Genomic DNA, 25,342 nt, shown 5'->3' with positions numbered 1-25,342 from the left:
TCATAGACTGCCATTTTGGTAAAACGGCAGCCCTATAGACGAAGGATCGCATATGAACTATCAACTGAGCGAACAGGCGGGGGCGCCTCGTTGCGAAGCTGCGCAAGGGGCATGCGCGGCTGGCGAGGCGAAGCAGCCCGCGAGGGGTCTTTACCGCGAATCGTACGAGCACGATGCGTGCGGCATCGGCGCGCTTGCGCATCTGAAAGGCGAGCGCAGCCACGCCATGCTGGATGATGCGCTATCGGTGCTGGTCAACTTGGAGCATCGTGGCGGCACGGGGCTCGAGCGCAACACCGGCGACGGCGCAGGCGTGCTCTTCCAGATTCCGCACCGCTTCTTCCGCAAGGAAGCGCAAAAAGAAGGCCAACTTTTGCCGGGGGAAGGCGACTACGGCGTCGCCATGCTCTTCTTCCCGCACGATGACGAAATCGGCGTGCGCGATGCGAAGCGCGTCTTCGAGGAAGGCTGCGCGAAGTGCGGCGTGCCCTTGATGTTTTGGCGTGAGGTGCCGGTCGATCCGCACGACCTTGGCAGCACCGCGCAAGCGTGCATGCCGACGATCCTGCAGGCTTTCTTGCGTCGCCCAGAAGACGTTTCCGCAGGCCAAGATTTCGAGCGCAAGCTCTATGTGTGCCGTCGCACCATCGAGCGCGCAGCTGATGCGAACCCGGCGCTCGCGAACAAGATCTTCTACGTGTGCTCGATGTCGAGCCGCACTATCGTCTACAAGGGCATGCTCGTGGCGACCCAGATGCGCCGCTTCTTCACCGACTTGAACGACGCGGCGGTCGAGACCTCCCTTGCGCTCGTGCATTCGCGCTACTCCACGAACACGACGCCGTCGTGGGAGCGCGCGCATCCGAACCGCTACATCATCCACAACGGCGAGATCAACACGCTGCGCGGCAACATCTCATGGACGCGCGCACGCGAGCCGAAGCTTTACAGCCCGGTGCTCGGCGAGGACCTGAAGAAGATCCTGCCGATTATCAACCGCGAGGGCTCCGACTCCGCCATCTTGGACAACGTACTCGAGTTCCTGACGATGAACGGTCGTCCGCTCGATCGCGCCGTCACCATGATGATCCCCGAGCCGTGGGACAACAACGACCGCATCGACGAGAAGCGCCGCGCCTACGACGCCTACCAGTCCATGCTCATGGAGCCTTGGGACGGGCCTGCCGCCATCGCGTTTACCGACGGCCGCATGCTCGGTGCCGCTCTCGACCGCAACGGCCTGCGCCCGGCGCGCTATTACATTACGCGCAAGGATTGGCTCATCTTGTCCTCTGAGGTGGGGACAATCGACGTCGATCCTGAGGACATCCTGCAGGCGGGGTGCCTCGGCCCTGGCGAGATGCTCGAAGTAGACCCTGCTCAGGGGCGTGTTATCTGGAACGACGAGATTCGCAACCGCTATGCGAACGAAAAGCCCTACCGCGATTGGCTCGGCGAGGAAACGCTCTCCGTCGACGACTTGCCCCTGCCCGAGCCTGCTGCCGCGGCTGCCAAGGTTGCCGCGGAGAAGGATGCGAACGTGCCCTTCACGCGCCGCATGGCCAAGCTGGGTTACCACTTCGACGACGTGCAGGAGCTCATCCGTCCCATGGCGAACAAGGGCCAGGTTCCGCTTGCATCCATGGGCACCGACGCGCCGCTTGCGTGTCTCTCCAAAAAGACCCGCAGCTTCTTCGACTACTTCAACCAGCTGTTCGCCCAGGTGACGAACCCGCCGATCGACGCGCTGCGCGAAAGCTTCGTCACCTCGACGGTGCTCTACGTCGGCAACCACGGCAATCTCTTGGAAGACTGCCGCGACACGTGCCGCCTCGTGCGCCTCGAGAGTCCGATGCTCACGCACGACGAGTTCAACCGCCTGTGCTCGATCGATCGCGTCGGATTCAAGACGGCGCGCTTCAGCTGCACTTATCCGCGCGACGCTAAGCCGGGTGCGCTTGAAGGCGCGCTTGCCGCATTGCGCGAAAACGTGGAAGCGGCCGTGCGCGGCGGTGCGAACCTGATCGTGCTGTCCGACCGCGCGGGCGAGGGCGAGGTTCCCATCCCGAGCCTTCTGTCGCTCGCTGCGGTGCACAACCACCTGATTAACGTGGGTCTGCGCACCGACGCCGACCTTCTCGTGGAAGCCGGCGACGCCATGCGGGCGCATGATTTCGCCTGCTTGGTGGGCTATTCCGCATCGGGAATCTACCCGTACATGGCGCACGAGTGCATCCGCGATCTGTGCGAGCGCGGCGAACTCGATGTGGACGGCGACACGGCTGTTGCGAACTACGATAAGGCGGTCACTGCGGGCATCACGTCCATCATGTCGAAGATGGGCATCTCCACGATGCAGGGCTACCATTCCGCGCAGATCTTCGAGATTCTGGGCCTTGACGACGCGTTCGTCGACGAGTGCTTCACGCATACGTCCACGCGCATCGGCGGTCTTGATGCCGCGGGTGTGCAACGCGAGCTGAACGAGCGCTACGACAAGGCGATTGCGCTCGACAAGACGCCCGCGCCCGATCAGCTTCCGACGCTCGGCGTGACCTCGTGGCGCCCGATCGACGGCGAGGAGCACCTGATCAACCCCCAGACGATTTATCTGCTCCAGCGTGCGGTGCGCGAAGGCGACTACGATCTGTTCAAGGAATACAGCGCCGCGTGCCACGTTCCCGGCCGCGCGGTCACGCTGCGCGATTTGCTCGACTTCGCGCCGCAGGGCGCCCCGGTGCCGATCGACGAGGTCGAGCCTGCAAGCGAGATTGTCAAGCGCTTCAACACGGGCGCCATGAGCTACGGCTCCATTTCCAAGGAAGCGCACGAGTGCCTGGCCATCGCGATGAATCGCCTCGGAGGCAAATCGAACACGGGCGAAGGCGGCGAGGACCCGGCGCGCGAGACGCCGCTTCCCAACGGCGACAGCAAGTGCAGCGCCATCAAGCAGGTGGCGTCGGGCCGCTTCGGCGTGACGAGCCGCTATCTGTCTTCGGCCATTGAGATCCAGATCAAGATGGCGCAGGGCGCGAAGCCGGGCGAGGGCGGCCATTTGCCCGGCAAGAAGGTGTACCCCTGGATCGCCGAGGTACGTCGCTCCACCCCAGGTGTGGGGCTCATTTCCCCGCCGCCGCACCACGACATCTACTCGATCGAGGACTTAGCCGAGCTCATCTTCGACCTGAAAAACGCGAACCCCGGTGCGCGCGTGTCGGTGAAGTTGTGTGCTCTCGCGGGCGTGGGAACTATCGCGACGGGCGTTGCCAAGGGCGGCGCCGACAAGATCACCATTTCCGGCCACAACGGCGGCACGGGCGCAGCCCCGCGCGACTCGATCTACCATGCGGGCATCCCGTTCGAGATCGGCCTCGCCGAAACGCAGCAGACACTTCTGCGCAACGGCCTGCGCAGTCGCGTTGTCGTGGAAACCGACGGCAAGCTCATGTGCGGGCGCGATGTGGTCATGGCCGCACTGCTCGGCGCCGAGGAGTTCGGCTTTGCCACCATGCCGCTCGTCGCCATGGGTTGCATGATGCAGCGCGACTGCCAGCAGGACACCTGCCCCGTCGGCGTCGCGACGCAGAACTGCAAGCTGCGCAGCTGCTTTGCCGGCAAACCCGAATACGTCGTGAACTTCATGATGTTCGTGGCCGAAGAAATGCGCGAAATCATGGCGCAGCTCGGATTCCGCACGGTTGATGCGATGGTGGGCCATCCCGAGTACCTGCGCCAGGTCGAGGTGCCGGGCAACTGGAAGGCGAACGAGATGGACCTCGCCGACATGCTCGCCACGGCCACCAATGAGTTCGGCCAGGCCATCCCCGGTGCCGAGGGCAAGCACTTCCTCCCCTCGATGGCGCCCGATTGCCAGCTCGACCGCGCGCTCGACGCGACGCTGTTCATCCCCTACACGGCCGACGCGCGTGAGCATCTGCGCCCCATCCGCTTCAGCGCCGACATCGCCAACGTGAACCGCTGCGTGGGAACGATGCTCGGCAGCCAGGTGACGCGCCAACATCCCGAGGGGCTTCCCGAGGGCTCGATCACGGTGGACTGCGACGGCTCGGGCGGGCAGAGCTTCGGCGCCTTCCTGCCGCGCGGCATCACGCTGAACATCGAGGGTGACGCGAACGACTACTTCGGCAAGGGCCTTTCGGGTGGCATCCTGACGGTGCGCCCGCCTGAGGCCGCCACGTATAAGTTCGACGAGAACGTGGTCGTGGGCAACGTGGCGTTCTATGGCGCGACCAGCGGAAAGGGCTTTGTGAACGGCCTTTCCGGCCAGCGTTTCGCCGTGCGCAACTCGGGCGCCACGGTGGTCGTCGAGGGTGTGGGCAACCACGGCTGCGAGTACATGACCGGCGGCATCGCGCTCATCTTGGGCGAGGTCGGGCCGAACTTCGCGGCGGGCATGTCGGGCGGCGTGGCGTACGTGTACGACAAGTTCGGCACGCTCGCGGACAACTGCAACCTCGACATGGTGCGCCTGTGCGAGCCCTCCGAGGACGAGATCGAGCTCATCCGCAGTCTGATTGAGGAGCATGCCGAGCGCACGCAGTCGCCGCGCGGCATCAAGCTGCTCTACCAGTTCAACACATTGAAGAAGCTGTTCGTGAAGGTGATTCCCCGCGATTACGAGCGCGTGATCAACGCGGTCGAGGCCGCCGAGGCATCGGGGAAGTCGCATGAAGAGGCGTTGCAGATCGCGTTCGACGCCATGACGGAAGGGAAGTAAGCGATGGGCAAGCCAGGAGCATTTTTGGAGCATGGTCGTCATGCTCATGACCTGCGTCCCGTTGCGGAGCGCACGCAGGATTTCAACGAGCTGGGTGTGAATCTTCCCGAAGAGGGCCAGCGCGAGCAGGCGAGCCGCTGCATGGCATGTGGCGTGGCGTTTTGCCAGTTCGGGGCCTCGTTTGGGAAGGCACGCCCCTCGGGGTGCCCGCTTCACAACCTGATTCCCGAGTGGAACGACCTCGCGTGGCGCGGCCAGTGGGGCGAGGCGGCGGCGCGTCTGTCGCTCACGAGTCCCATGCCCGAGTTCACGAGCCGCGTGTGCCCGGCGCTGTGCGAGGCGGCGTGCAACTTAGGCCGCAACGACGAGCCCGTGACAATCCACGACAACGAGCGCGCCATCTCCGATTGGCAATGGGAACACGGCGGGCCGCGCAGGTTCGCGCCTGCGGCCGCAGATGCGCCGAGCATTGCCGTAATCGGTTCGGGACCTGCGGGTTTGGTCGCCGCTTGGGATCTCGCGCGCCGCGGTGCCCGCGTCACGGTGGTCGAGCGCCACGACCGTGCGGGCGGCCTTCTCATGTACGGCATCCCGAACATGAAGCTCGAGAAGTCGGTGGTCACGCGCCGCACCGAGCTCATGGCCGAGCTGGGCATCGAGTTTCGCCTGAACACCGACGCGGCCGATTCCGCGGTGGCTGTGGGGCTTGCCGAGGAATTCGACGCGGTTGTCGTGGCGGCGGGCGCGTGTGCGGCACGCGGTGTTCGCGCCGAAGGCTTCGAGGAAGGCCTCGCCTCGGGTGACGTGGTCTACGCGGTCGATTATCTCACCGAGCAGACGCGCGCGCTGCTCGAGGGCCGCGAGCCTGCTATCAGCGCCGAGGGCAAAGACGTCGTCGTTGTCGGCGGCGGCGATACGGGCAACGACTGCATGGGTACGGCGGTGCGCCAGGGTGCGCGCACGGTGCGCCAGCTGGAATACGGCCCCTGCGCGTCCGAGGTGCGTGCGGCCTCCAATGCGTGGCCGGAGTGGCCCAACGTGAAAAAGACCGACTACGGCCAGGAGGAGGCTATTGCGCTTCAGGGTGATGACCTGCGTGAATGGTGCGCTGACACGCAGCGTGTGCTCCTGGACGACAACGGGCACGTGCGCGGGCTTCAGGTTCACTTGCTCGATTGGTCGGCGGGCAAGCCTTTTGCGGTCGAGGGCTCTGAGCGGGAAATCGATGCGCAGCTGGTGCTTGTCGCTTGCGGTTTCGCGGGTCCCGAGCGCGGCGTGTTCGATGCGTTCGGCGTTCCCGTGGCGACGACGGGCCGTCCCCTTCCCGTGATGGAAGGCGGCGCGACCGGCGCGGCCGCGGCGACGCATCGCGCTGAGCTCGCCGAAGACGCTGCTGCGGCGAGTCGTGCCGCAGTGTATGTCGCGGGCGATGCGCGCAACGGCAGCTCGCTCGTGGTGAGCTCGATGGCCGACGCGCTCAAGTGCGCGGCCGAAGTGGCGGCCGACCTGGGGCTGTAACCTCGATTTCGCCGTTGAATCACCTTGCAGAAAAGGCGTCCCGCACAATACGGGGCGCCTTTTCCGTTCTCGAGGGTTCTCCTCGACCCTTACGTTGGGGCTTTCAATCCCTACGCCAGCAGCGCTTTGATCTGCGCGTTCTTCAGCTTGTTCACGGCGTCGAGCTTCCATTTGGGGTAGTCGAAGCCCGGGTCCTCGTATTCGAAGTCCTTCAAGTCGACAAGCTTCGCGCGGATGCCGGGCGTCATAAGGGCGCGTCCGATGGCGATGAAGTCGGTGCCGATCTTCGGCCCGATGAGGCGGATGTACTCGTCGAAGTCGTCCATCTCCATCATCATGGGCAGGCAGGCCATGTTGTGGTCGAACAGCGGCGCCATGCGAAGAATCTCACCGGTCGCATTGTTGACTAAAAAGCCGTAATTCCCCGCATGCCGATCGACGTTCGCCATGACTGCATCCATCACGACCATTTCGCGGAATGCCTCTTCAGCGCCGTGTTCCGAGGCGAAAGCGAGCATGTCTTTAACGCCGAAGGGGCCATCGAAGAATCTGTGAGCCGAAACGAATCCTTCACGCTCCGATGTGAACAGGGGGCATTTGCAGGCGAGCTTTTTATGGAATCGAAGCAGCGAATAAGGAACGTGGTCGATTCTAGCGGCGTCGAGCAAATCGGATGCGAGTTTCTCGGAGTACGGTTCGAACCCTGCGTTCGCATAACCGGAGGAGCCGCGCTTCAAAAGTGAAATCTGCCCGTTTTCGCGAATCCAGCATTTCGCAAACGAGCCTGACGTCGCGAACTCTGGGGAAGTGAGGGAGTTCTGCCGTCCGTACATGCCGGTGCCGTCGAAGGCGATGCGCGCGATGACATCATCGAAGGGATTGCGATAAAGCGATACGTCATCCCAGGTCAAAACTTCGTCTTCGCGCTTCATCCAGAAAGTGTCGGTCAGCGACAGGCAGCGTACCATGCCGATGAAGTCATGGCGGGTGGTAAGGCCGAGCTCGCGCATGAGCTTCTCGATCGACGTTCGGTGTTTGGCGATGGCTCGCCCGTCGATCCAGTCGTTGATATCGATGAATCCATAGGGAAGATAGGGGTCGAAGCGCTCGACCTCTTCGTAGAGAAAGTCGTCGATATCCTTATGCTCGCTGTACGTCGCGACGACGGTGTTCTTATTCATCAGCTGATAGAGCATGTCGCACCTCCCTCAGGCAAAATCGTTTACGTGCATTATACGGCACCGCGCTACTTCAGGACTCCCATGGTGAAGGCGCGCGCGAGGACGGTGGCCGCGCGCTGGCGCTCGACATTCTCGCCCGGGCAGAGGAGCTTACCCCTGTCGGGATCGTTGTAACCCTCGACAAGGCCCAGGTCATGCGCCCATGCGAGGGGCTTGCGCGACCAGTCGCTCGCCATATCGCCGTCGACGAAGGCGGACAGGTCGCCTCCTGACGCCTCGACCTCGTCGGGGTTTGCGCCGACGCGCGAGAGGATGGTGATCATCTGCTCGAAGCTCACGGGCGTGTCGGCCGCGAAGTCGAACGTGCCGTCCAGATTGTCGATTCCAGTGATGTAGCTGTTGGTGACCGCCCAGTTCGCGGCAGCGGTGTAGTACGTGCCGTCAGCTGAGCCCTCGATGCCCGTTGTGTCCACGGCGGTCTTGGGGTCGTAGGTCGCGTACTCGTCGGGACAGGCATTGCGCCAGAGAATCGTGGCGAACTGCGCGCGCGTCAGCGTATCGCCCACGCCGAAAAACCCTGCCTTCTCGCCGTCGGTGTAGCCTGTGATAAGGCCCTTTGCCGAAACAAACGAGACCGCTTCGCCGTACCAATCCGCGTAATCCACGTCGGGGAAGGCGATTTGCGCGGTGTAGGTTGCGGCCACATAGTTGGGAATCTCGTCGGGCGTGTAAACCGCACCGTCGGTCGCGCTCACCCAAAGCCCCGTGTACCCCTTCTTCTCAAGGGGCTTCGGTAGCTTGCACTGGCGCGTGATTCCCCGTCCCGTGAAAGAAAACTTCTGGCTGAGCGACACCGACTTAAGCGACGAGCAGCCGTAGAACATATAGTCCATGCTCTTCGCCATCGAGGTATCGAAGGACGTCAGGTCCAGGGTGGTGAGCTCGGAGCAGCGAAGGAACATATGGGTCATGTTCTCCACCTCCGAGGTGTCGAGGCCCGACAGGTCGAGGGACGCAAGTGATGAGCAGAACGAGAACAGGTTGCTCATGTCCGTTACCTGGGAGGTGTTGAATCCTGACAGGTCGAGCGCGGAAAGCGACGAGCATTCGGCGAACATGGCCGTCATGCTTGTGACGCTCGAGGTGTCAAAACCCGACAGGTCGAGGGAGGCGAGCTTGGAGCAGCCTTCGAACATCGATACCATGTACGTCACGTTCGAGGTGTCGAAGCTCGACAAATCGAGCGCGGAAAGGCGGGAGCAGTCTTCGAACATGAAGCTCATATTCGTTACCTTCGAGGTATTGAAGCCAGACAGGTTCACCGGTGCGAGTAACGAGCAGCCGCAGAACATGGCGGCCATGCTTGTGACGCTGGACGTATCGAATCCCGACAGGTCGAGGGAGAAAAGCCCCGAGCAGTCCCAGAACATGCCGTCCATACACGTGACGTTAGACGTGTTGAATCTCGACAAATCGAGGGACGTGAGCTTGGCGCAGCCGAAGAACATCCGGCTCATGTCCGTCACCTTCGAGGTGTCGAAGGAGGACAGATCGAGGGATGTAAGGCTCGAGCAGCGCTCGAACATCCCTGCAGCCGTTCTGCTGCTTTTGCTTCCCATGTTGGTTACCTTCGAGGTGTCGAAGCCTGACAGATCGAGGGATGTGAGCTTGGTGCAGCCGAAGAACATGCTGTTCATGTCGACGACGTTTGAGGTGTCGAAGGTGGACAGGTCGAGAGAGGTAAGCGACGAGCAGCCTTCGAACATGCAGCCCATGCTCGTGACATTGGACGTGTCGAGGCTCGAGAGGTCGAGGTAGGCGAGTCGGGAGCAGCCGGAGAACATGCCGCTTTCCCAGGTGTCCTCTCTCCCCATTTCGGTCACCTTCGAGGTGTCAAGGCCCGATAGGTCAACCGAGATCAGGCGAGAGCAGTTTCTGAACATGCGAAACGTTGTTGCGGCAACGACGCCGTCCTTGATTTGTGCGGAGGTTATGGAATCGCGGTAATCGTACCAAGGCGCGTCCTTCCAATACGAAAGCTCGCCACTATTGGCGCCCTCCATCGGCGCGATCGTGAGACAGCCGCGCGCATCGATCATCCAGCGACAGGTTCCGCAGGCCGTCCAGTCGACGAGCGGGCTGCCGGATTCGGCGGCATGCGAGAGCGCGCTTGAAGCGGAGCCGCCCAGCTGCGGGGACGCGTCGGCGTTGGCGCTGATCGCATCGTCGTCGACGGAGCCGCTGCCCGCATCGCTTTCCGCGAGGTCAAAGCCCCCGTCAAGTGCGTGGGCCTTCTCGACGGGAAGGGGAAGGCAAATCGCGAAGGCGAGGGAGAGGGCGAGAAACAATCGTGCGGTTGCCTTTGCGAGAGGGAATGAGCTGCTCATCGTGGCTCCTTGCGAATCTTGGGATGGGTCTCGGTTGTCGGGTTCTCGTTAGCATAGCACAAGCCTTTTATGCTATCCGCCGTGTAACAAATACCTTTCGCGGAATTGTCGTGATGCTGTGGCGAGTTGCGAACGCGGCGTTCAAGCCGTAGCGCGCGAACTAAACTGTGCAGCGAGTCGAAACCTTACATTAAGGAGGCCTGTGTGAAAACAGTCGCTATCATCGGCACGTTCGACACGAAAGGCGAGGAGTTCGCCTATGTGAAGGCCCGCTTCGAGGAGCTGGGCGTCAACACCCTTACCATCCATTGCGGCGTCTTCGACCCGCAAACCATGCCCGACGTTCCCAACACGGAGGTCGCGGCGGCGGTCGATATCGAGATGTCGACCATCGTGGAGAAGAAGGACCGCGCTTTCGCCACCGAGACCATGACGCACGGCGTCGAGAAGCTTCTGCCCACGCTGTATGCGAACGGCCGCTTCGACGGCGTGTTCTCCATGGGCGGCTCGGGCGGCACCGCCATCGCGACCGCCGGCATGCGCAAGCTTCCCATCGGCGTGCCCAAGGTCATGGTGTCCACCATGGCTTCCGGCGACACGTCCCCCTACATCGGCGCGTCGGACATCGCCATGTTCCCCTCGATCGTCGACGTCGCGGGCATCAACTCCTTCTCGGCGACTATTTTCAACAACGCCGTCGCCGCTATGACGGGCATGCTCGAGCACGTCGCCCCCAAGGTCGAGGACCACAAGCCGCTCGTCGCCGCGACCATGTTCGGCGTGACCACGCCCGCGGTGCAGAAGGCGCAGGCCTACCTGGAGTCGAAGGGCTTCGAGGTGCTCGTGTTCCACGCGACGGGAACGGGTGGAAAATGCATGGAAGCGCTGGTCAACGGCGGGTTCATCAAGGGCGTGCTCGACTTGACCACCACCGAGTGGTGCGACGAGGTTGCGGGCGGCGTGCTCACCGCAGGCCCCGATCGCTGCAGCGCGGCTGCTCTGAACGGCGTGCCGGCAGTCGTGTCAGTCGGCGCCGACGACATGGTGAACTTCGGTCCGTGGGATACCGTTCCCGAGCAGTACCAGTCCCGAAACTTGTACAAGCACAACCCCACGGTCACGCTCATGCGCACCACGGTGGAGGAAAACGAGAAGATCGGCCATGCCATCGCCTCCAAGGTGAACATGTCGATCGGCCCGTGCGCGGTCATGCTGCCGCTCAAGGGCGTGTCGATGATCGACGCCGAGGGCCAGCCGTTCTACGGTCCCGACGAGGACGCGGCGCTCTTCAAGACGCTCAGGGACGAGGTCGACCCCGCGAAGGCCGAGGTCATCGAGATGGACGCGCACGTAAACGACGACGAGTTCGCAATCGCCGCAGCCCAGAAGCTCATCGACCTCATGGAGAAATAGCACGAGCGGGGAGCGGGGGCGACGCGCTTCCGCCTTCCCTTTGACACCGCGTCGCGCCGGATTGCAGCCATCCCGTCGTCATCGGGCACGCCGCAAGGCGACGCACCCCCAGGCTTCATCGGCGGCGCCTGTTCTAACTCGCAGGCGCGCCGTGAACGCATATGTTCGGCAAGAAAAAGGTAGTACTCGAAAAAGAAGGAGAACACCATGCTTGAACTGTCCCGCGCGGAAATTCTCGATCGTTTCCGTAAGTCCCTCGCCGAGGGAAACATCCTGCTCGGCGTTGGCGCCGGCACGGGCATCACGGCGAAGTCGGCTGAGGCCGGCGGCGCCGACATCTTCGTCATCTACAACTCCGGCCGTTTCCGCATGGCCGGTCGCGGCTCGCTCGCGGGCCTGCTTTCCTACGGCGACGCGAACCAGATTGTCGTCGAGATGGGCGCCGAGGTGCTGCCCGTCGTGAAGGACACCCCGGTGCTCGCCGGCGTCTGCGGCACCGATCCGTTCCGCGTCATGAAGAAGTACCTGGCCGAGCTGAAGGACCAGGGCTTCAACGGCGTGCAGAACTTCCCGACCGTCGGCCTTATCGACGGCGTGTTCCGCAAGAACCTCGAGGAGACCGGCATGGGCTACGGCCTTGAGGTCGACATGATCGCCGAGGCGCACAAGCTCGACATGCTCACCTGCCCGTACGTCTTCGACGAGGAGCAGGCTGTCGCGATGACCAAGGCCGGCGCCGATATCATCGTCGCGCACATGGGCCTCACCACCGGCGGCACCATCGGCGCCGAGACCGCGCGCACGCTCGACGACTGCGTGGAGATCATCACCGGCATCGTGAAGGTCGTGAAGGACATCAACCCCGACGCGCTCGTCATCTGCCACGGCGGCCCGATTTCCGAGCCGAAGGACGCGGCGTACGTCATCGAGCACGTGCCCGGCATCGACGGCTTCTTTGGCGCCACCTCCATCGAGCGCCTGGCTGCCGAGCGCGGCATCAAGGCCCAGACCGAGGCATTCAAGGCTATCAAGAAGTAACAGCTCTCGGTTCCAAGCTCCACCGAGACTCAAACGAAGGGCGCTGCTGCGATTCGTGTCGCGGCGGCGCCCTTTTCTCGTGGCGGGTGCACTCCCTCTTGCGCACCGCGGTTCCGCTCGCGCTATACTAACGCGCATGGCTAACACATTTGGAAAACTCATCATCTGCCCGACGCCTATCGGCAACTTAGGCGACATGACCGAGCGCACGATTTCGGCGCTTGGGGATGCGGACGTCGTGTGCGCGGAGGACACGCGCGTGACGGGGAAGCTGCTCGCCGCCTTCGGCATCGAGAAGCGGCTCGAGCGTTTGGACGAGGCGCTCATCGGCGACCGCGCGGCGCAGGTTGCCGAGCGTGTGCTTGCTGGCGAGGTGATCGCATATTGCAGTGACGCTGGCATGCCGGGCGTGTCGGACCCGGGACTTCGCCTTGTTCGAGCAGCTCGCGAGGCTGGTGCACCCGTCGAGGTGCTCCCTGGCGCTTCTGCCTGCGCCACCGCCTACGTGGCGAGCGGATGCACCTGCCCCCACTTCTACTTCGGCGGATTTTTCCCGCGCAAGGATGCCGAGCGTAAGGCGATGCTCGACGCGCTGCGCTCCCTCGACGCGGCGCTTATCTTCTACGAAAGCCCCAATCGCGTGGCGTCGGCGCTCGAGTCAATGGCGCAGGCATTTCCTCTGCGCGAGGCGGCGGTGTGTCGCGAGCTCACCAAGTTGCACGAGGAAGTGGTGCGCGATACCCTGCCGAGCCTGCGCGACGAGTTCGCCCGTCGTGCGGAAGATGGCTCCATCAAAGGCGAGATCGCCATCGTGATCGACGAGCCGAGCGCCGCCGAGGAGGACGCCGCGCAGCTCGACGCCGCCGACGCCGCCCGAGTTCGCGCTGCCGAGCTCAAGGCGGAAGGCGCGCGCAACAAGGAGATTGCCAAGACGATCGCCGTCGAGTTCGGGCTTCCCCGAAACGCCGCCTACGAGATCGCGCTTGACGCGTAAAGGTGGGTGCCGTGCCGTATTCCAACCAATCAGGCCCCGTGCGCACACGGCGTATCGCGCCTGGACCTGCGGGCGCTCGCTCCTCCAGCAAGCGCGTCCCGAAGCGAGCGAGTTTTGGTTCTCAAGGTGGCAGACGAGCCGGCGCAGCTGGGCGAACCCGCTTCGCTTCGAGCGCTCGGTCCGCCGCTGTTGAGCACGTGTTCTTCGTCGACGGCATCGAGGTGAGGCTTTCCCGCAAGCGTGTGAAAAATCTCAACCTGCGCATTTCCCGCGACGGATCGCATGTGGACGTGTCGGCGCCTTCGTGGGTGAGCGAAGACGAGGTGCGTGGCTTCGTTCAGCGCAAGGCGGCGTGGATCGCATCTCACATGGCGCAGGCCGCGCAAACTCCCATGGCGCGTGCGGCCCAGGCGACTCCCGAAGAAGTCGCCCAATGGCGCGAAGCGATAAGCGCATGTGTGCCCGCGCTCGTGGCCGCGTGGGAGCCGATCATGGGCGTGAAGGCGGGCAAGCTCGCGTATCGCAACATGACGAGCCGCTGGGGCAGTTGCCAACCGGCGACAGGGCGCATCTGCATCAACGTGCGGTTGGCACTTTATCCGCCGGAATGCTTGGAATATGTGGTCGTCCACGAGCTGTGTCACTTGCTGGAGCGCGGCCACGGCCCCAGGTTCCACCAGCTCATGGACGCGTTTATGCCCGATTGGAAGCAGCGCCGCGCGAAGCTGCGCTAAGGGGTGTCCCTTCCAGCGAGCGTCCAGGTATGCCCGCCTGTGCCCGCGGCCGTGCGAGCCCTTGCGCCCCTGCGCACCCGCTTCTGATCGCGACTCGCTTCCGCTCATACGCCTGCTTCCGCCCGCCCGTATGCGCCCGTCATGTATATTTGCGCGGGATGCCCATGTTTTACATTACGCCAGGAAAAGGCGGTATAAACTTTATTTAGCTTCATATCCGACCAGCTGCGTTTGCGCGGCCTCTTCGATAAGCTGCGCGCCCCAGCTGCGGGGAACCTACAAGAAAGAGAGCCTCACTATGGATGGGGATGGCGCGCGATGTTCGCGTGTTTGGGCGCAATCGCCGTCGTGTTGTCGCTGGCGGCGCATTTTCTTCTTTCCGACGTGGTGAAGCGCTCGAAAGGCCACGACAAGCTCGACGTGGCATCGACGATTCTGTACGCGTTGAGCTTCGTCGTGCAGGCGGTGATCGTGGCCGTGGGCATAGGGGCGGGCTTCGTGCTGCTTCCCCGAACGCGTCGAAGCAAATGACGATGCAGCGAAACGTGACGAAACGATACAAAACGTGTCGAAATTCGTGCAGCGCAGAAAATTCTATTATTCCTTCTTGCGTTTAATCGCTGGGAGTTCTATTATTCCTACTCAGTTACTAGATGTTAACGCAAAGGCCGCAAGTCCTCGCCGCGAGTTCGCTCGCACGGACTGGCGGCCTTTTTCGCACTGAGGGGAGAAATCATTATGGAAAACACCGGCCACGTTCGTTCCGTCAACGTTTCCGAGCGCAAGGGTACGCGCAAAAAGCCTGTTGAGAGTGGGCAAATTCACATCGACCCGCACCATGGTGTGACGGGCGACGCTCATGCCGGTGACTGGCATCGCCAGGTGTCGCTGCTCGCGTGGGAATCCATCGAGAAGGCGCGCGCGATGGGTCTCGACGTGAAGGAAGGCGACTTTGCCGAGAATATCACCACCGAGGGGATGGATCTTCTTGCACTGCCGCTCGGCACCCAGGTGAAGATCGGCGACGAGGTCGTGCTCGAGCTTTCCCAGATCGGCAAGGTGTGCCATAAGAAGTGCGCCATCTATTACCTGGCGGGCGACTGCATTTTCCCGCGCGAGGGCATCTTCTTCGAGGTGGTCACCGGTGGCACGGTGTCGGTGGGCGACGCCATCGTGGTGACCAAGATGGGTGACGGCCACTGCAAGTACACCCCGCAGGAGGCGCTCGACGAGATTGCCAAGGTGCGCGCTGAGGAGGCCGCCGAGAAGGCTGCGAAGGCGAAAGAGGCCGCTGCTGCCAACGCGTAGCGAGAGCACACCCCTTAGTTGGTGGTCAACTGAACGAGTTGTGCGACGTTTTTTCGCCCGATTCTCCCCTTCACGATGGCTTGGGACATCCTTCGAGAACGAAACCCCAGGTCAGCTTAAAGCAAATTGAATTATTCTGAGAAATGGCAGCGCACAACTCGCTCAAGTGACCACCAACTACTGGTTCTGCTCGTTTCGGCCCCTGATTCCAAGTCTGGTTTTGTTCGGATACCCCGCATGGCGTATGGCGCGCCGTGCGGGGTTTGCGCATAATGGGGTCATGGACAGCTTGCTTATACATAATCGTGAAATGAGCCCGCGCGATTGGGCGATCGACGTTGCCGTGGCGCTTGCCGCCTTCGCTTTCGGTGCCGTGCAGCTCATGGTTTCCGCGAGTCTTATCCTGCCCGACGAGGCCTTGCGCCGCATGCTCGGAATCGAGGCGGTCGTCCCTGCAACCTCGTCGTTCATAGCGCTTGCCCTCACAACGTTTCCCCTGGTAGCGCGTAGAAAATCACCCTGGCTTGTCTTCGTTTTCACGCTTGTGGCGTTCGTCGGGCTGCAAAGCTCTTTCCACGGATCGACGCTCGCCATCTTCGGGCCTATGGTTGCGCTGTTTACCATCGTCGTGGAATGCTCGCGCATCGAGATGGCCATCGCGTCCGTCGCGAGCGTCGCGGCGCTTGCGGCAGCGACCTACGGCGGAACCTCGGCTGCGCTGTGGTTTTGGGCGTACGTGCAAAATCTCGTGCTTATGGTCGCCTCGGTGCTCGGTGGGCTGGCCGTGTGCGCTCATCGCGATTCCGTGCGAGCAACCGAGCAGCGAGCGGAGGAGGCCGAGCGCACGCGTGAAGAGGTGGCTGCTCGTCGCGTCGAGGAGGAGCGCGTCCGCATCGCGCGCGAGGTCCACGACATCACGGCTCACTCGCTTTCGGCGGTCAGCATTCAGACGGCGGCAGCCGAGCGCCTGATCGAGCGCGATCCCGCTGCTGCGAAAGAAGCGGTGTCGCTTGCGCATAAGACGGCGAAAGAGGCGCTCGAGGAAATCCGCGCGATGATCGGCGTGCTCAGGGCGGGGGATTCCTCCGCTGAAACCACCCCGACCGAGGGCACGGCGCGCCTTGAGGATTTGGCGGATTACCTTCAGGAAGCAGGGGTCGCCGCAACGCTCGATGCGTCGGGCTACAATCGGGACGCGACGCCGGCGTTTATCGACATCGCGCTGTTCGGCATCGCCCGCGAGGCCACGACCAACATCGTTCGTCATGCCCATGCGAAAAACGCGTCGATCGTCCTTGCGAGCGACGGCGCGAAGGCGACGCTTACCGTGCAAGATGACGGCGACGGCGCGCTGAATGCTGTAAGCAGCACTGCCTCGGCGGACGGCCACGGCATCGATGGCATGCGGGAGAGGGCGAAGCTGCTCGGAGGCTCTCTCGATGCAGGTCGGCTCAGCGGGGGAGGCTTTCGCGTTCGCGCGACCATCCCGGTAGGCGATGCGCCCGCAAGCTTCGATGCTGCGAGCGGGGAAGGGGAATCCCATGGATGAGGATAAGTCGAAGGCGGCGGGTTTTTCCGTAGCTCCCGTCGCGCGCGGCGCTGCCCCTGCATCTGCGGCGGGCAGCCAGGACTCGGCGAAGGACGTCCTGCGCATCCTCGTTGCCGACGATCAGGACCTCGTGAGAAGCGGGTTCCGCATGATTCTCAACTCCTACGATGGGCTTTCGGTCGCAGGCGAGGCGCGCAACGGCGAAGAGGCGGTTTATCTCGCGCAGAAGATCCGCCCCGACGTGGTGCTTATGGATATCCGCATGCCGGTGAGAAACGGCATCGAAGCCACGCGCGATATCACTTCGAACCCGCTGCTCATGGGCACGCACGTTCTCGTTCTCACCACATTCGACATCGACGAGTACGTCTACGACGCGCTCGCTGCGGGGGCGAGCGGCTTTCTGCTGAAGGATGCCGAGCCCGACGATATTGTCGAGGCCATCCGCATCGTCGCGCGCGGCGATGCGCTCATCCAGCCCTCGGTCATGCGTCGTCTGGTGGAGACGTTCGTGGCGTCGCGTCCACGTGCGGGCGCGCGGCAGGGGTCGCCTGCGCGGGAGGCCATGCGCTCGCTCACCGGTCGCGAACGGGAGATTCTCACGCTGGTGGCGCGCGGGCTTACCAACGAGGAAATCGCAGGCGAGCTGGTAATTTCGCCCGCAACGGTGAAAACGCACGTCGCGCGCGTCATGGGAAAGCTCGACGCGCACGATCGGGCGCAGCTTGTGGTATGCGCTTACGAGAGCGGGCTTGTCTCCCCGCGTGCGAAGTGAATTATGAACGCAGTGTGACGATTCGATAAAACCTAAGTCCCTAGCACTCAAGTTTTCTGCAAAATGCTTGCATTCACTTTTTCAGATGCTATAGTTACCCAATGTTGTTAGCACTCAGATGCGAAGAGTGCTAGCACTCGAAAGCTCGGTATTAACAACCATCGATTCAAGGTTGATGAGAGGAAGGCAAGCAATGATGAACCTGAAGCCGCTCGGCGATCGCGTCATCGTGAAGCAGGACGAAGCAGAGGAAACCACCGCAGGTGGCCTCATTCTCGCGCACGACGCGAAGGAAAAGCCCCAGACGGGTGTTGTTCTCAAGGTGGGCGAGGGCAAGCTCGACAAGGACGGCAACCTCGTTCCCGTGCCCGTGAAGGAAGGCGACCGCGTGCTTTATGGCAAGTACGGCGGAACCGAAGTCAAGGTCAACGGCGAAGAGGTCATGATCCTTCGCTCCGAGGACATCTACGCAGTCTTCGAATAGCTAGTCTGACGGTTTTCGCGGTAGGCCCGAAATCGCAACGTGAGGCACCGGTTTTGCGTGCGGCCCTAAGGTCGCTTGCTTCAAGCCTCCCGGCTTTCCACTTTCGGAATCCATCGCGAACCACTTCCGCTTTGCTCAGTATCTTCAAGGAAAGGAAGCCTAACAATGGCTAAGGATATCAAGTTCGAATCTGACGCCCGCTCCGCTCTCGCGGCCGGCGTTTCCAAGCTCGCCGATGCTGTGAAGGTCACGCTTGGCCCCAAGGGCCGTTATGTCGCCCTCGAGAAGTCCTACGGCGCGCCGCTCGTCACCAATGACGGCGTCACTGTCGCCAAGGAAATCGAGCTCGATGACCCCGTTGAGAACATGGGTGCCCAGCTCATCCGCGAGGCAGCCGTGAAGACCAACGACGACGCGGGCGACGGCACCACGACCGCGACCCTGCTCGCCGACGTCATCGTCAACGAGGGCCTGCGCAATGTCACCGCTGGCGCCGACGCGCTCGGCATCCGCCGCGGCATCCAGAAGGCGACCAACGCCGTCGTCGAGGCCATCAAGGCGAACGCCCAGACCATCGACACCAAGGAGCAGATTGCCAACGTCGGCACCATCTCCGCGGGCGACCCCGAAATCGGCGAGAAGATCGCCGAGGCCATGGAAGCTGTCGGCAAGGACGGCGCTATCTCCGTCGAGGACTCCCAGACGTTCGGCATGGACGTGAACATCGTCGAGGGCATGCAATACGATCGCGGCTACATCTCCCCGTACATGGCGACCGACGCCGAGAAGATGGAAGCGAACCTGAAAGATCCGTTCATCCTGCTCACCGACCAGAAGGTGACCAACATCCAGGATATGGTCTCTCTGCTCGAGTCCATCATCAAGACCGGCCGTCCGCTGTTCCTCGTCGCTGAGGACGTCGAAGGCGAAGCGCTTGCCACCATCCTGCTCAACAAGCTCCGCGGCACGTTCAACTGCGTCGCCATCAAGGCCCCCGGCTTCGGCGATCGCCGCAAGCGCATCCTCGAGGACATGGCCGCCGTCACCGGCGCAACCGTCATCTCGAAGGATCTCGGCATGACGCTTGCCGATGTCACCATCGACATGCTCGGCACCGCCAAGACCGTGAAGGTCACCAAGGAGAACTCGCTCATCGTCGACGGCGCGGGCGAGAAGAAGGACATCGAGGATCGCATCGCCCAGATCAAGGCCGAGCTCGATCGCACCGAGTCCGACTTCGACCGCGAGAAGCTCCAGGAGCGCCTTGCCAAGCTCTCCGGCGGCGTGGCCGTGCTCAAGGTCGGTGCTGCTACCGAGTCCGAGCTCAAGGAGAAGAAGTCCCGCATCGAAGACGCGCTGCAGGCAACGCGCGCGGCTGTCGAAGAGGGCATCGTTCCTGGTGGCGGCGTCGCTCTGCTCGACGTTGTCTCCGAGCTCGATAAGATTGAGACCACCGACAAGGACGAGCTCGTCGGCATCGACATCATCCGCAAGGCTCTCGAGGCTCCGATTCGCGCGATTGCTCAGAACGCCGGCTTCGAAGGCTCCGTTGTGGTTGAGAAGATCAAGGGTCTGCCCACTGGCGAAGGCCTGAACTGCGCAACCGGCGAGTACGGCGACATGATTGCGATGGGCGTGAACGACCCGGTCAAGGTTACCCGCACGGCGCTGCAGTCCGCAGCTTCCGTCGCTGGCCTCATCCTCATCACCGAGGCCACGGTCACCGAGATTCCGAAGGAAGGCGTCGACCTCTCCGCTCTCGCCGCAGCAGGCCAGGGCGGCGGCATGGGCATGATGTAATAGGTTTCGCTGGCTTACAGCCAGCGAAATAGCTCGACGCTGCGGGCCCGCCTGGCGGTCCAGCTGGCGCTCCAAGGTTTCGTCGCGTACTTGAAGTACGCGTCCTCAACCTTTCGCGCCATCTGAACTCGCCGGGCGGGCCCTCGCTGTCTTCGGGGCGAGCGTGACGTCCCGCGCGAAGTACGCGTCGAAATCCTTTCGCGCGCCCCGCATCCGCCAGAGGCCTTCTCGCTGTCTTCGGGGCGAGTGTGGCGCTTCGCACTTTCCCCTTGTGCAAGGTGACCTGGTCGGAGCGCTTGTCAAGAATTGCCTTTCCTCTTGCTGGGTGTTATTTTGTGCCTGTGTGTAACGACGCGAGACGGGGTATTTTCGCTCCCTTGCGGAATTGGGTGCAATTCAGGATCGAAAGGCGTTGAGGACGATGAGCGATATTGCTTGCGAGAGTTGCCGGGTAGTAGCTTGCGAACATCTGGACAAGACTGCGCCTGATTTCTGCGTTCAAACATCAATTACTAAAGAAATGCATGACGAGGCGCTGCGTCTTTACAACGAACCCGAGAACCACCTCATAATGGAATCTGCCGCGATAGTCAGCGCTGAAACGGTTAATTCGACACGCGTTCAGGACACGATCAAGTTTGCGTCCTGCATGGGGGCGTCTCTTGTCGGCATAGCAACCTGCACGGCCATGTTGAGGGAAACGCGTATCCTGACAGAGCTTCTCAGGAAGGCCGGGTTTGAGGTGCAGGTAGTTGGCTGCAAGCTGGAAAGCAACATGAAAGCTGACCTGAACATTGACGTACCTTCGTTGGCAGACGATTGCGTTATCTGCAATCCAATCATGCAGGCTCTGTTGCTCAACGATGCGAAGACGGATCTGAATATCCTGATGGGTATTTGCATAGGACACGATGCGCTTTTCTGCAAGTATTCGAATGCGCCCGCAGTGACCTTGGTTGCAAAGGATTTTATGACGGTGCATAACCCCTGTTCAGTGCTTTATGCCGCCGATTCTGTTTACAAGCGTAAGCTGGAAAAAACCATTGGGGAAATCGCGCCCGACAAAGGGGAATGAGGCGCCTGAGACACCCCCCTCGCGAGGCACGAGCGATGTATGCTCGATGTCAAAGATAGCTCACCCAAGGCGCAAAAGCGGCAGGATGGCAAACCAGACGGGCGGCACCAAGAGCGCGGGCAGGAGATTCATGACCGAAATCTCCTTGATTTTCAAGATGGATAGGCCCGATGCGAGAATCAGAAAACCGCCGACGATGGTAATCTCGCACATCAGGTTCGCGGTCATAAGCGGCTCGAGCCACTGCGCCAAAAGGAAGATCGAGCCCTGCCAGCAAAAAAGAACCACGCCCGCGAGCGCCATGCCGACGCCGAACGACGACGCGAGGACCATCGAGGTTACAAAGTCGAGCGTCGCGTTGGTAAGCAGGAAGGTCTCGTCGCCGTAAAGCGCGCTGTTGATCGGGCCCAAGATGGAAAGCGTGCCGAAGCAGAACAGCACGATGCCAGTCGAAAGCCCACGTGAGAGGTTGGTTCCGTCACTTCCTTCCGCCTTCGATTTCGATAGGCGCTCGGTCAGGCGGCCAAAGCGCCCCTCGATGTCGATTGCTGTGCCCACGACGCCTCCGATGGCGAGGCTCGCGATGAACAGCACGGGATAGACGCTTCCGTTCATGCCTTCGACCACGGAATGAAGACCAAGGCCCGTCGCCGCAAGACCCATCGCGCAGAATAGGATGTTCTGGTATTTCTCGCCAAGTCCGCGTTTCGCAAGGCTTCCGATAACGCTTCCCACGACGATTGCGACGGTGTTGACGATGGTTCCGATCATGGTCGTGTTTGCTCCTTTTTGTTTTTCTTGTCGCTTGGCGAAACTGCGCGCACGTTGTCGCCCGCGCGATAGTCACTGCGCTAGAATACCTCGCTATGGAAGAAATCATGCATATCGCGGGGCATGTCCTCGAACACTCAATAGAAGACACACTCTACCTTATCCCGTTTCTGTTCGTCACCTATCTAGCGATGGAATGGCTCGAGCACAAGGCGGGCGACAAGGCGCAAAACGCCATCAAGCGTGCGGGGAAGGCGGGCCCCGTCATTGGCGCGGTGCTCGGCGTTGTGCCCCAATGCGGCTTCTCGGCGGCTGCCTCGACGCTCTACGCGGGTCGCGTCATCACGGTCGGCACGCTCATCGCTGTGCTTCTGTCCACCTCCGACGAGATGATCCCCATCTTCCTCGCGGCGCAGGTGCCGCTTTCCACCATGGGCGCCATTTTGGGAGCGAAGGTGGTCGTGGGCATCGTCGCGGGCCTGGCACTCGATGGCGTGCTCCGCTTGCTTCATCGCCCCGAAGAACATCTGCGCATCCACGAGCTCTGTCAGCGCGATCACTGCCACTGCAATGGTGAATGCCATGCCTGCGAGGAAAATCCCGAGCTTGTTTACGAGGTGGAAAAGGACGAAGAGCACCATCATGATCACGCGGGCGCTTCCATCGTGAAGAGCGCGCTCAAGCACACCGCACAGGTCACGGTCTTCATCTTCATCGTCACACTGCTTTTGAACGTGGTGCTCGAAACGGTGGGCGAGGATGCGCTGGCGCAGATCCTCGGCTCGAACAGCGCGCTTTCGGTCGTTGTGGCGGCCATCGTTGGCCTTATCCCCAACTGCGCGGCGAGTGTCGTCATCGCCGACTTGTATGTGGAAGGCGTGCTCGGCGCGGGAGCCATGTTCGCGGGCTTGCTCGTCTCGGCGGGCGTCGGCCTGCTCGTCCTCTTCCGCGCGAACCGTCGTCCGAAGCAAAACCTCATTATCGTGGCGATACTTCTCATCGTCGGCATTGTGGCAGGAGCGGTCGTCTCTGCTGCGGGCATCGTGTTCTAATTCTGCTACACTGTTTCGCGCAGATTCATTGGTTCGGAAGCGCACGAAAGGGCACGGAATGAAGCTTTTGGAAGAACGCATCAAGTGTGATGGCGTCGTCAAGTCGGAAGGCGTGCTGAAGGTCGATAGCTTCCTCAACCACCAGATCGACGTCAACCTGATCGACGAGATGGGCGCGGAGTTCGCCCGGCTGTTCGCGGGTGCACCCGTGAACAAGATCCTCACGATCGAGGCGTCGGGCATCGGCATCGCGTGCTTGGTCGCGCGTCACTTCGGCAACGTGCCCGTCGTGTTCGCGAAGAAGGCTCAGTCCATCAACCTCGACGGCGAGATGTACTCCACCAAAATCCAGTCGTTCACCCATGGGCGCATCTTCGACGTCATCGTCTCGAAGAAGTTCTTAAGCCCTGATGACCATGTGCTTATCATCGACGACTTTTTGGCCAACGGTTGCGCGCTCACGGGCCTGATCGAGCTCGTGAAGGAATCAGGTGCCACTATCGAGGGCATCGGCATCGCGGTGGAAAAGGGCTTCCAGCACGGCGGCGACAAGCTGCGCGAGCAGGGTTATCACCTGGAGTCGCTTGCGATTCTCGAATCGATGGACCCCAACACCGGCGAAGTCATCTTCCGCTAGCGTTCTGGGATTTGGGCCCTTGGGCGGCTTTGGCTCCTTGACTTCTCAGGTTCCTTCGCGCCCTGCGCCCCCCTCGTCGCGGAATTGCTAACTTTTTCCTTGACGAGGCTCGCCTCGAACGCTAGCATATACAGTTGCGCTATTGGATAAGAGGGCCGTTAGCTCAGTTGGCAGAGCAGGGGACTTTTAATCCCAAGGCCCGGGGTTCGAATCCCCGACGGCCCACCATTCCGATTCCGTAAGACCTGCTTTGGGTCTGCACCAATCCAGACTGGGGTATCGTCCAACGGCAGGACTCTGGTTTTTGGTACCAGCTATCTAGGTTCGAATCCTGGTACCCCAGCCATTATGGATGCACCAAAGCAGCACTCGACTGGGGCCATCGCGAGCAAGCTGGCATCAGTCAACAAAAGCCGACAAGGCGGCTGCGCTTCGCGAAAGCGCGAATACCTGGCGATTCCACTCCGGATAAAGCGGAGCGACAATCGCGCGGCATGACCGCGGGCCTGGCAAGCAGGTATTTCGAAAACCACAGGTTTGTTGGTTTTGTGTGCTTTTACGCTCAATTCTCCCACTCAACTTCATATGTTTGATATCATCTCGTGTTGCTGTCTTAAGTCCACATTAAGAGGAGAGCACAGTTGGCGAAACAAGATGTCATCGAGCTTGAGGGCACGGTCCTTGAAGCGTTGCCGAATGCAATGTTCAAGGTCGAGCTCGAGAACGGCCACGAGATCCTGGCCCACATTTCCGGAAAGATGCGCATGCATTACATCAAGATCCTTCCGGGAGATAAAGTCACGGTCGAGTTGTCCGTCTACGACTTGAATCGCGGGCGCATCACGTACCGCTTCAAGTAGGGAAGGGAACCTCGGGTTTCTCCGCCGAATTTCGGCAATAACGTCTGCGGCTGGACGTTTGTATATAGAAGAGAACGCATAACCGAAAGGAATTGAGAAATGAAGGTACGTCCTTCGGTCAAGAAAATGTGCGACAAGTGCAAAATCATCCGACGCCATGGCAAGGTCCTCGTCATCTGCGAGAACCCTCGTCATAAGCAGCGTCAGGGCTAGGAAGAAAGAAGGGGAATTAACCTATGGCACGTCTCGTTGGTGTCGACCTTCCTCGCGATAAGCGCATTGAAGTCGGCTTGACCTACATCTACGGCATTGGCCTCACCACCTCCAAGAAGATCCTCGCGGAAACCGGCGTGAACCCGGATATCCGCGTGAAGGACCTCTCCGAAGAGGATCTCGGCAAGCTTCGCGATTACATCCAGGAGAACCTCACGGTTGAGGGCGACCTGCACCGCGAAGTTTCCCAGAACGTGAAGCGCCTCATGGAAATCGGCTGCTACCGTGGCCTTCGTCACCGCAAGGGTCTGCCCGTTCGCGGTCAGCGTACCCACACCAATGCACGCACCCGCAAGGGCCCGCGTAAGCAAATCGGCGGCAAGAAGAAGTAAGGGAGCAGATAAGTGGCAGCTAAGAAACAAGTGCGTGCGCGCATCAAGCGCTCCGAGCGCAAGAACATTGCCGTTGGCGCCGCACATATCAAATCCACGTTCAACAACACTATCGTGAGCATCACCGATCCTCAGGGCAATGTGATCTCCTGGCAGTCCGCCGGCACCGTCGGCTTCAAGGGCTCCCGCAAGTCCACGCCGTTTGCGGCGCAGATGGCTGCGGAAGCTGCTGCCAAGACCGCGATGGAGCATGGCCTCAAGAAGGTTGCCGTCTACGTGAAGGGCCCCGGTTCCGGTCGCGAGACCGCAATCCGCTCCCTGCAGGCAGCTGGCCTCGAAATCGCGAGCATCCAGGATTGCACCCCCATCCCGCACAACGGTTGCCGTCCGTGCAAGCGTCGTCGCGTGTAGTTGAAAGGATCA

The 25,342-nt window shown here is 61.6% G+C and carries 22 protein-coding genes and 2 tRNA genes; 21 read left to right on the top strand and 3 right to left on the bottom strand.

Translation table 11 applies throughout. The annotated features are described in order from the left end of the window. Positions 1-52: 52 nt before the first annotated feature. Both gltB and Q0G85_RS01275 read left to right on the top strand, forming a co-directional pair. Positions 53-4,738, top strand: a complete 4,686-nt coding sequence (gene gltB / locus Q0G85_RS01280; protein ID WP_297153984.1) for a glutamate synthase large subunit — start codon at positions 53-55, stop codon at positions 4,736-4,738. Positions 4,739-4,741: 3 nt separating this feature from the next. Beyond that, entirely contained in the window at positions 4,742-6,256 is a 1,515-nt protein-coding gene (locus Q0G85_RS01275) for a glutamate synthase subunit beta (protein ID WP_297153982.1), read from the top strand. 110 nt (positions 6,257-6,366) lie between these two features. On the opposite strand, the gene Q0G85_RS01270 is transcribed toward Q0G85_RS01275, so the two are convergent. Beyond that, positions 6,367-7,452: a hypothetical protein gene (locus Q0G85_RS01270; RefSeq protein WP_297153980.1), complete on the bottom strand. Its 1,086-nt coding sequence runs from the start codon at positions 7,450-7,452 to the stop codon at positions 6,367-6,369. A 50-nt stretch (positions 7,453-7,502) separates the two neighbouring features. After that, complete coding sequence (locus Q0G85_RS01265) at positions 7,503-9,824, bottom strand: BspA family leucine-rich repeat surface protein (protein WP_297153978.1); 2,322 nt, start codon at positions 9,822-9,824, stop codon at positions 7,503-7,505. A 204-nt stretch (positions 9,825-10,028) separates the two neighbouring features. On the opposite strand from Q0G85_RS01265, the gene Q0G85_RS01260 reads away from it, so the two are divergent. From Q0G85_RS01260 to Q0G85_RS01210, 11 genes are all read left to right on the top strand, one after another. Further along, positions 10,029-11,237 (top strand): Tm-1-like ATP-binding domain-containing protein, encoded by a 1,209-nt coding sequence (locus Q0G85_RS01260; RefSeq protein ID WP_297153975.1) that lies wholly within the window; start codon positions 10,029-10,031, stop codon positions 11,235-11,237. A 207-nt stretch (positions 11,238-11,444) separates the two neighbouring features. Beyond that, on the top strand, positions 11,445-12,275 hold the full coding sequence (locus Q0G85_RS01255) for a phosphoenolpyruvate hydrolase family protein (RefSeq protein ID WP_297153972.1): 831 nt from the start codon (positions 11,445-11,447) through the stop codon (positions 12,273-12,275). A 136-nt stretch (positions 12,276-12,411) separates the two neighbouring features. Beyond that, positions 12,412-13,269 (top strand): 16S rRNA (cytidine(1402)-2'-O)-methyltransferase, encoded by an 858-nt coding sequence (gene rsmI / locus Q0G85_RS01250; protein ID WP_297153969.1) that lies wholly within the window; start codon positions 12,412-12,414, stop codon positions 13,267-13,269. A gap of 11 nt (positions 13,270-13,280) precedes the next feature. Then, positions 13,281-14,003 (top strand): M48 family metallopeptidase, encoded by a 723-nt coding sequence (locus Q0G85_RS01245; protein WP_297153966.1) that lies wholly within the window; start codon positions 13,281-13,283, stop codon positions 14,001-14,003. A 318-nt stretch (positions 14,004-14,321) separates the two neighbouring features. After that, positions 14,322-14,534 (top strand): hypothetical protein, encoded by a 213-nt coding sequence (locus Q0G85_RS01240; protein ID WP_297153963.1) that lies wholly within the window; start codon positions 14,322-14,324, stop codon positions 14,532-14,534. A gap of 207 nt (positions 14,535-14,741) precedes the next feature. After that, the gene (locus Q0G85_RS01235) at positions 14,742-15,311 is read left to right on the top strand and encodes an MOSC domain-containing protein (protein WP_296062898.1); all 570 of its coding nucleotides are present in this window, start codon (positions 14,742-14,744) and stop codon (positions 15,309-15,311) included. Between the two features lie 280 nt (positions 15,312-15,591). Beyond that, positions 15,592-16,860 carry a sensor histidine kinase gene (locus tag Q0G85_RS01230; RefSeq protein ID WP_297153960.1) on the top strand — a complete coding sequence of 423 codons (1,269 nt, stop codon included), beginning with the start codon at positions 15,592-15,594 and terminating at the stop codon, positions 16,858-16,860. Beyond that, a complete protein-coding gene (locus Q0G85_RS01225; protein ID WP_297153957.1) occupies positions 16,853-17,635 on the top strand; it encodes a response regulator transcription factor in 783 nt (260 codons plus the stop codon). Before Q0G85_RS01230 ends, Q0G85_RS01225 begins: the two co-directional genes overlap by 8 nt. 196 nt (positions 17,636-17,831) lie before the next feature. Then, positions 17,832-18,119: a co-chaperone GroES gene (gene groES / locus Q0G85_RS01220; RefSeq protein ID WP_158048796.1), complete on the top strand. Its 288-nt coding sequence runs from the start codon at positions 17,832-17,834 to the stop codon at positions 18,117-18,119. A 165-nt stretch (positions 18,120-18,284) separates the two neighbouring features. Continuing rightward, positions 18,285-19,919, top strand: coding sequence for a chaperonin GroEL (groL, locus tag Q0G85_RS01215; protein ID WP_297153954.1), 1,635 nt, complete (start codon positions 18,285-18,287; stop codon positions 19,917-19,919). Positions 19,920-20,340: 421 nt separating this feature from the next. After that, a complete protein-coding gene (locus tag Q0G85_RS01210; RefSeq protein ID WP_297153951.1) occupies positions 20,341-20,994 on the top strand; it encodes a DUF1847 domain-containing protein in 654 nt (217 codons plus the stop codon). A gap of 60 nt (positions 20,995-21,054) precedes the next feature. Here Q0G85_RS01210 and Q0G85_RS01205 read toward each other — a convergent pair whose 3' ends face one another. Then, positions 21,055-21,765: a DUF554 domain-containing protein gene (locus Q0G85_RS01205; protein ID WP_297153947.1), complete on the bottom strand. Its 711-nt coding sequence runs from the start codon at positions 21,763-21,765 to the stop codon at positions 21,055-21,057. Positions 21,766-21,860: 95 nt separating this feature from the next. On the opposite strand from Q0G85_RS01205, the gene Q0G85_RS01200 reads away from it, so the two are divergent. The 8 genes from Q0G85_RS01200 (at position 21,861) to rpsK (ending at position 25,330) form a co-directional block, all read left to right on the top strand. Further along, entirely contained in the window at positions 21,861-22,817 is a 957-nt protein-coding gene (locus Q0G85_RS01200; protein ID WP_297153943.1) for a putative manganese transporter, read from the top strand. A gap of 58 nt (positions 22,818-22,875) precedes the next feature. Beyond that, positions 22,876-23,454, top strand: a complete 579-nt coding sequence (locus Q0G85_RS01195) for a xanthine phosphoribosyltransferase (protein ID WP_297153941.1) — start codon at positions 22,876-22,878, stop codon at positions 23,452-23,454. 152 nt (positions 23,455-23,606) lie between these two features. Then, positions 23,607-23,682, top strand: a tRNA-Lys gene (locus tag Q0G85_RS01190). Between the two features lie 44 nt (positions 23,683-23,726). Next, positions 23,727-23,800: transfer RNA gene (locus Q0G85_RS01185), tRNA-Gln, on the top strand. 295 nt (positions 23,801-24,095) lie between these two features. Continuing rightward, positions 24,096-24,314 carry a translation initiation factor IF-1 gene (gene infA, locus Q0G85_RS01180; RefSeq protein WP_158048641.1) on the top strand — a complete coding sequence of 73 codons (219 nt, stop codon included), beginning with the start codon at positions 24,096-24,098 and terminating at the stop codon, positions 24,312-24,314. 99 nt (positions 24,315-24,413) lie between these two features. Next, the gene (rpmJ, locus tag Q0G85_RS01175) at positions 24,414-24,527 is read left to right on the top strand and encodes a 50S ribosomal protein L36 (protein ID WP_006363204.1); all 114 of its coding nucleotides are present in this window, start codon (positions 24,414-24,416) and stop codon (positions 24,525-24,527) included. A gap of 23 nt (positions 24,528-24,550) precedes the next feature. Next, positions 24,551-24,919 carry a 30S ribosomal protein S13 gene (gene rpsM, locus Q0G85_RS01170; RefSeq protein WP_296060609.1) on the top strand — a complete coding sequence of 123 codons (369 nt, stop codon included), beginning with the start codon at positions 24,551-24,553 and terminating at the stop codon, positions 24,917-24,919. A gap of 12 nt (positions 24,920-24,931) precedes the next feature. Continuing rightward, positions 24,932-25,330, top strand: a complete 399-nt coding sequence (rpsK, locus tag Q0G85_RS01165; protein WP_158048643.1) for a 30S ribosomal protein S11 — start codon at positions 24,932-24,934, stop codon at positions 25,328-25,330. Positions 25,331-25,342 lie beyond the last annotated feature (12 nt).

The sequence above is a fragment of the uncultured Ellagibacter sp. genome, assembly GCF_934617235.1.
In the GTDB taxonomy this organism is placed as follows: Bacteria; Actinomycetota; Coriobacteriia; order Coriobacteriales; family Eggerthellaceae; genus Ellagibacter.
This window is presented reverse-complemented; position numbering and strand designations above follow the sequence as displayed.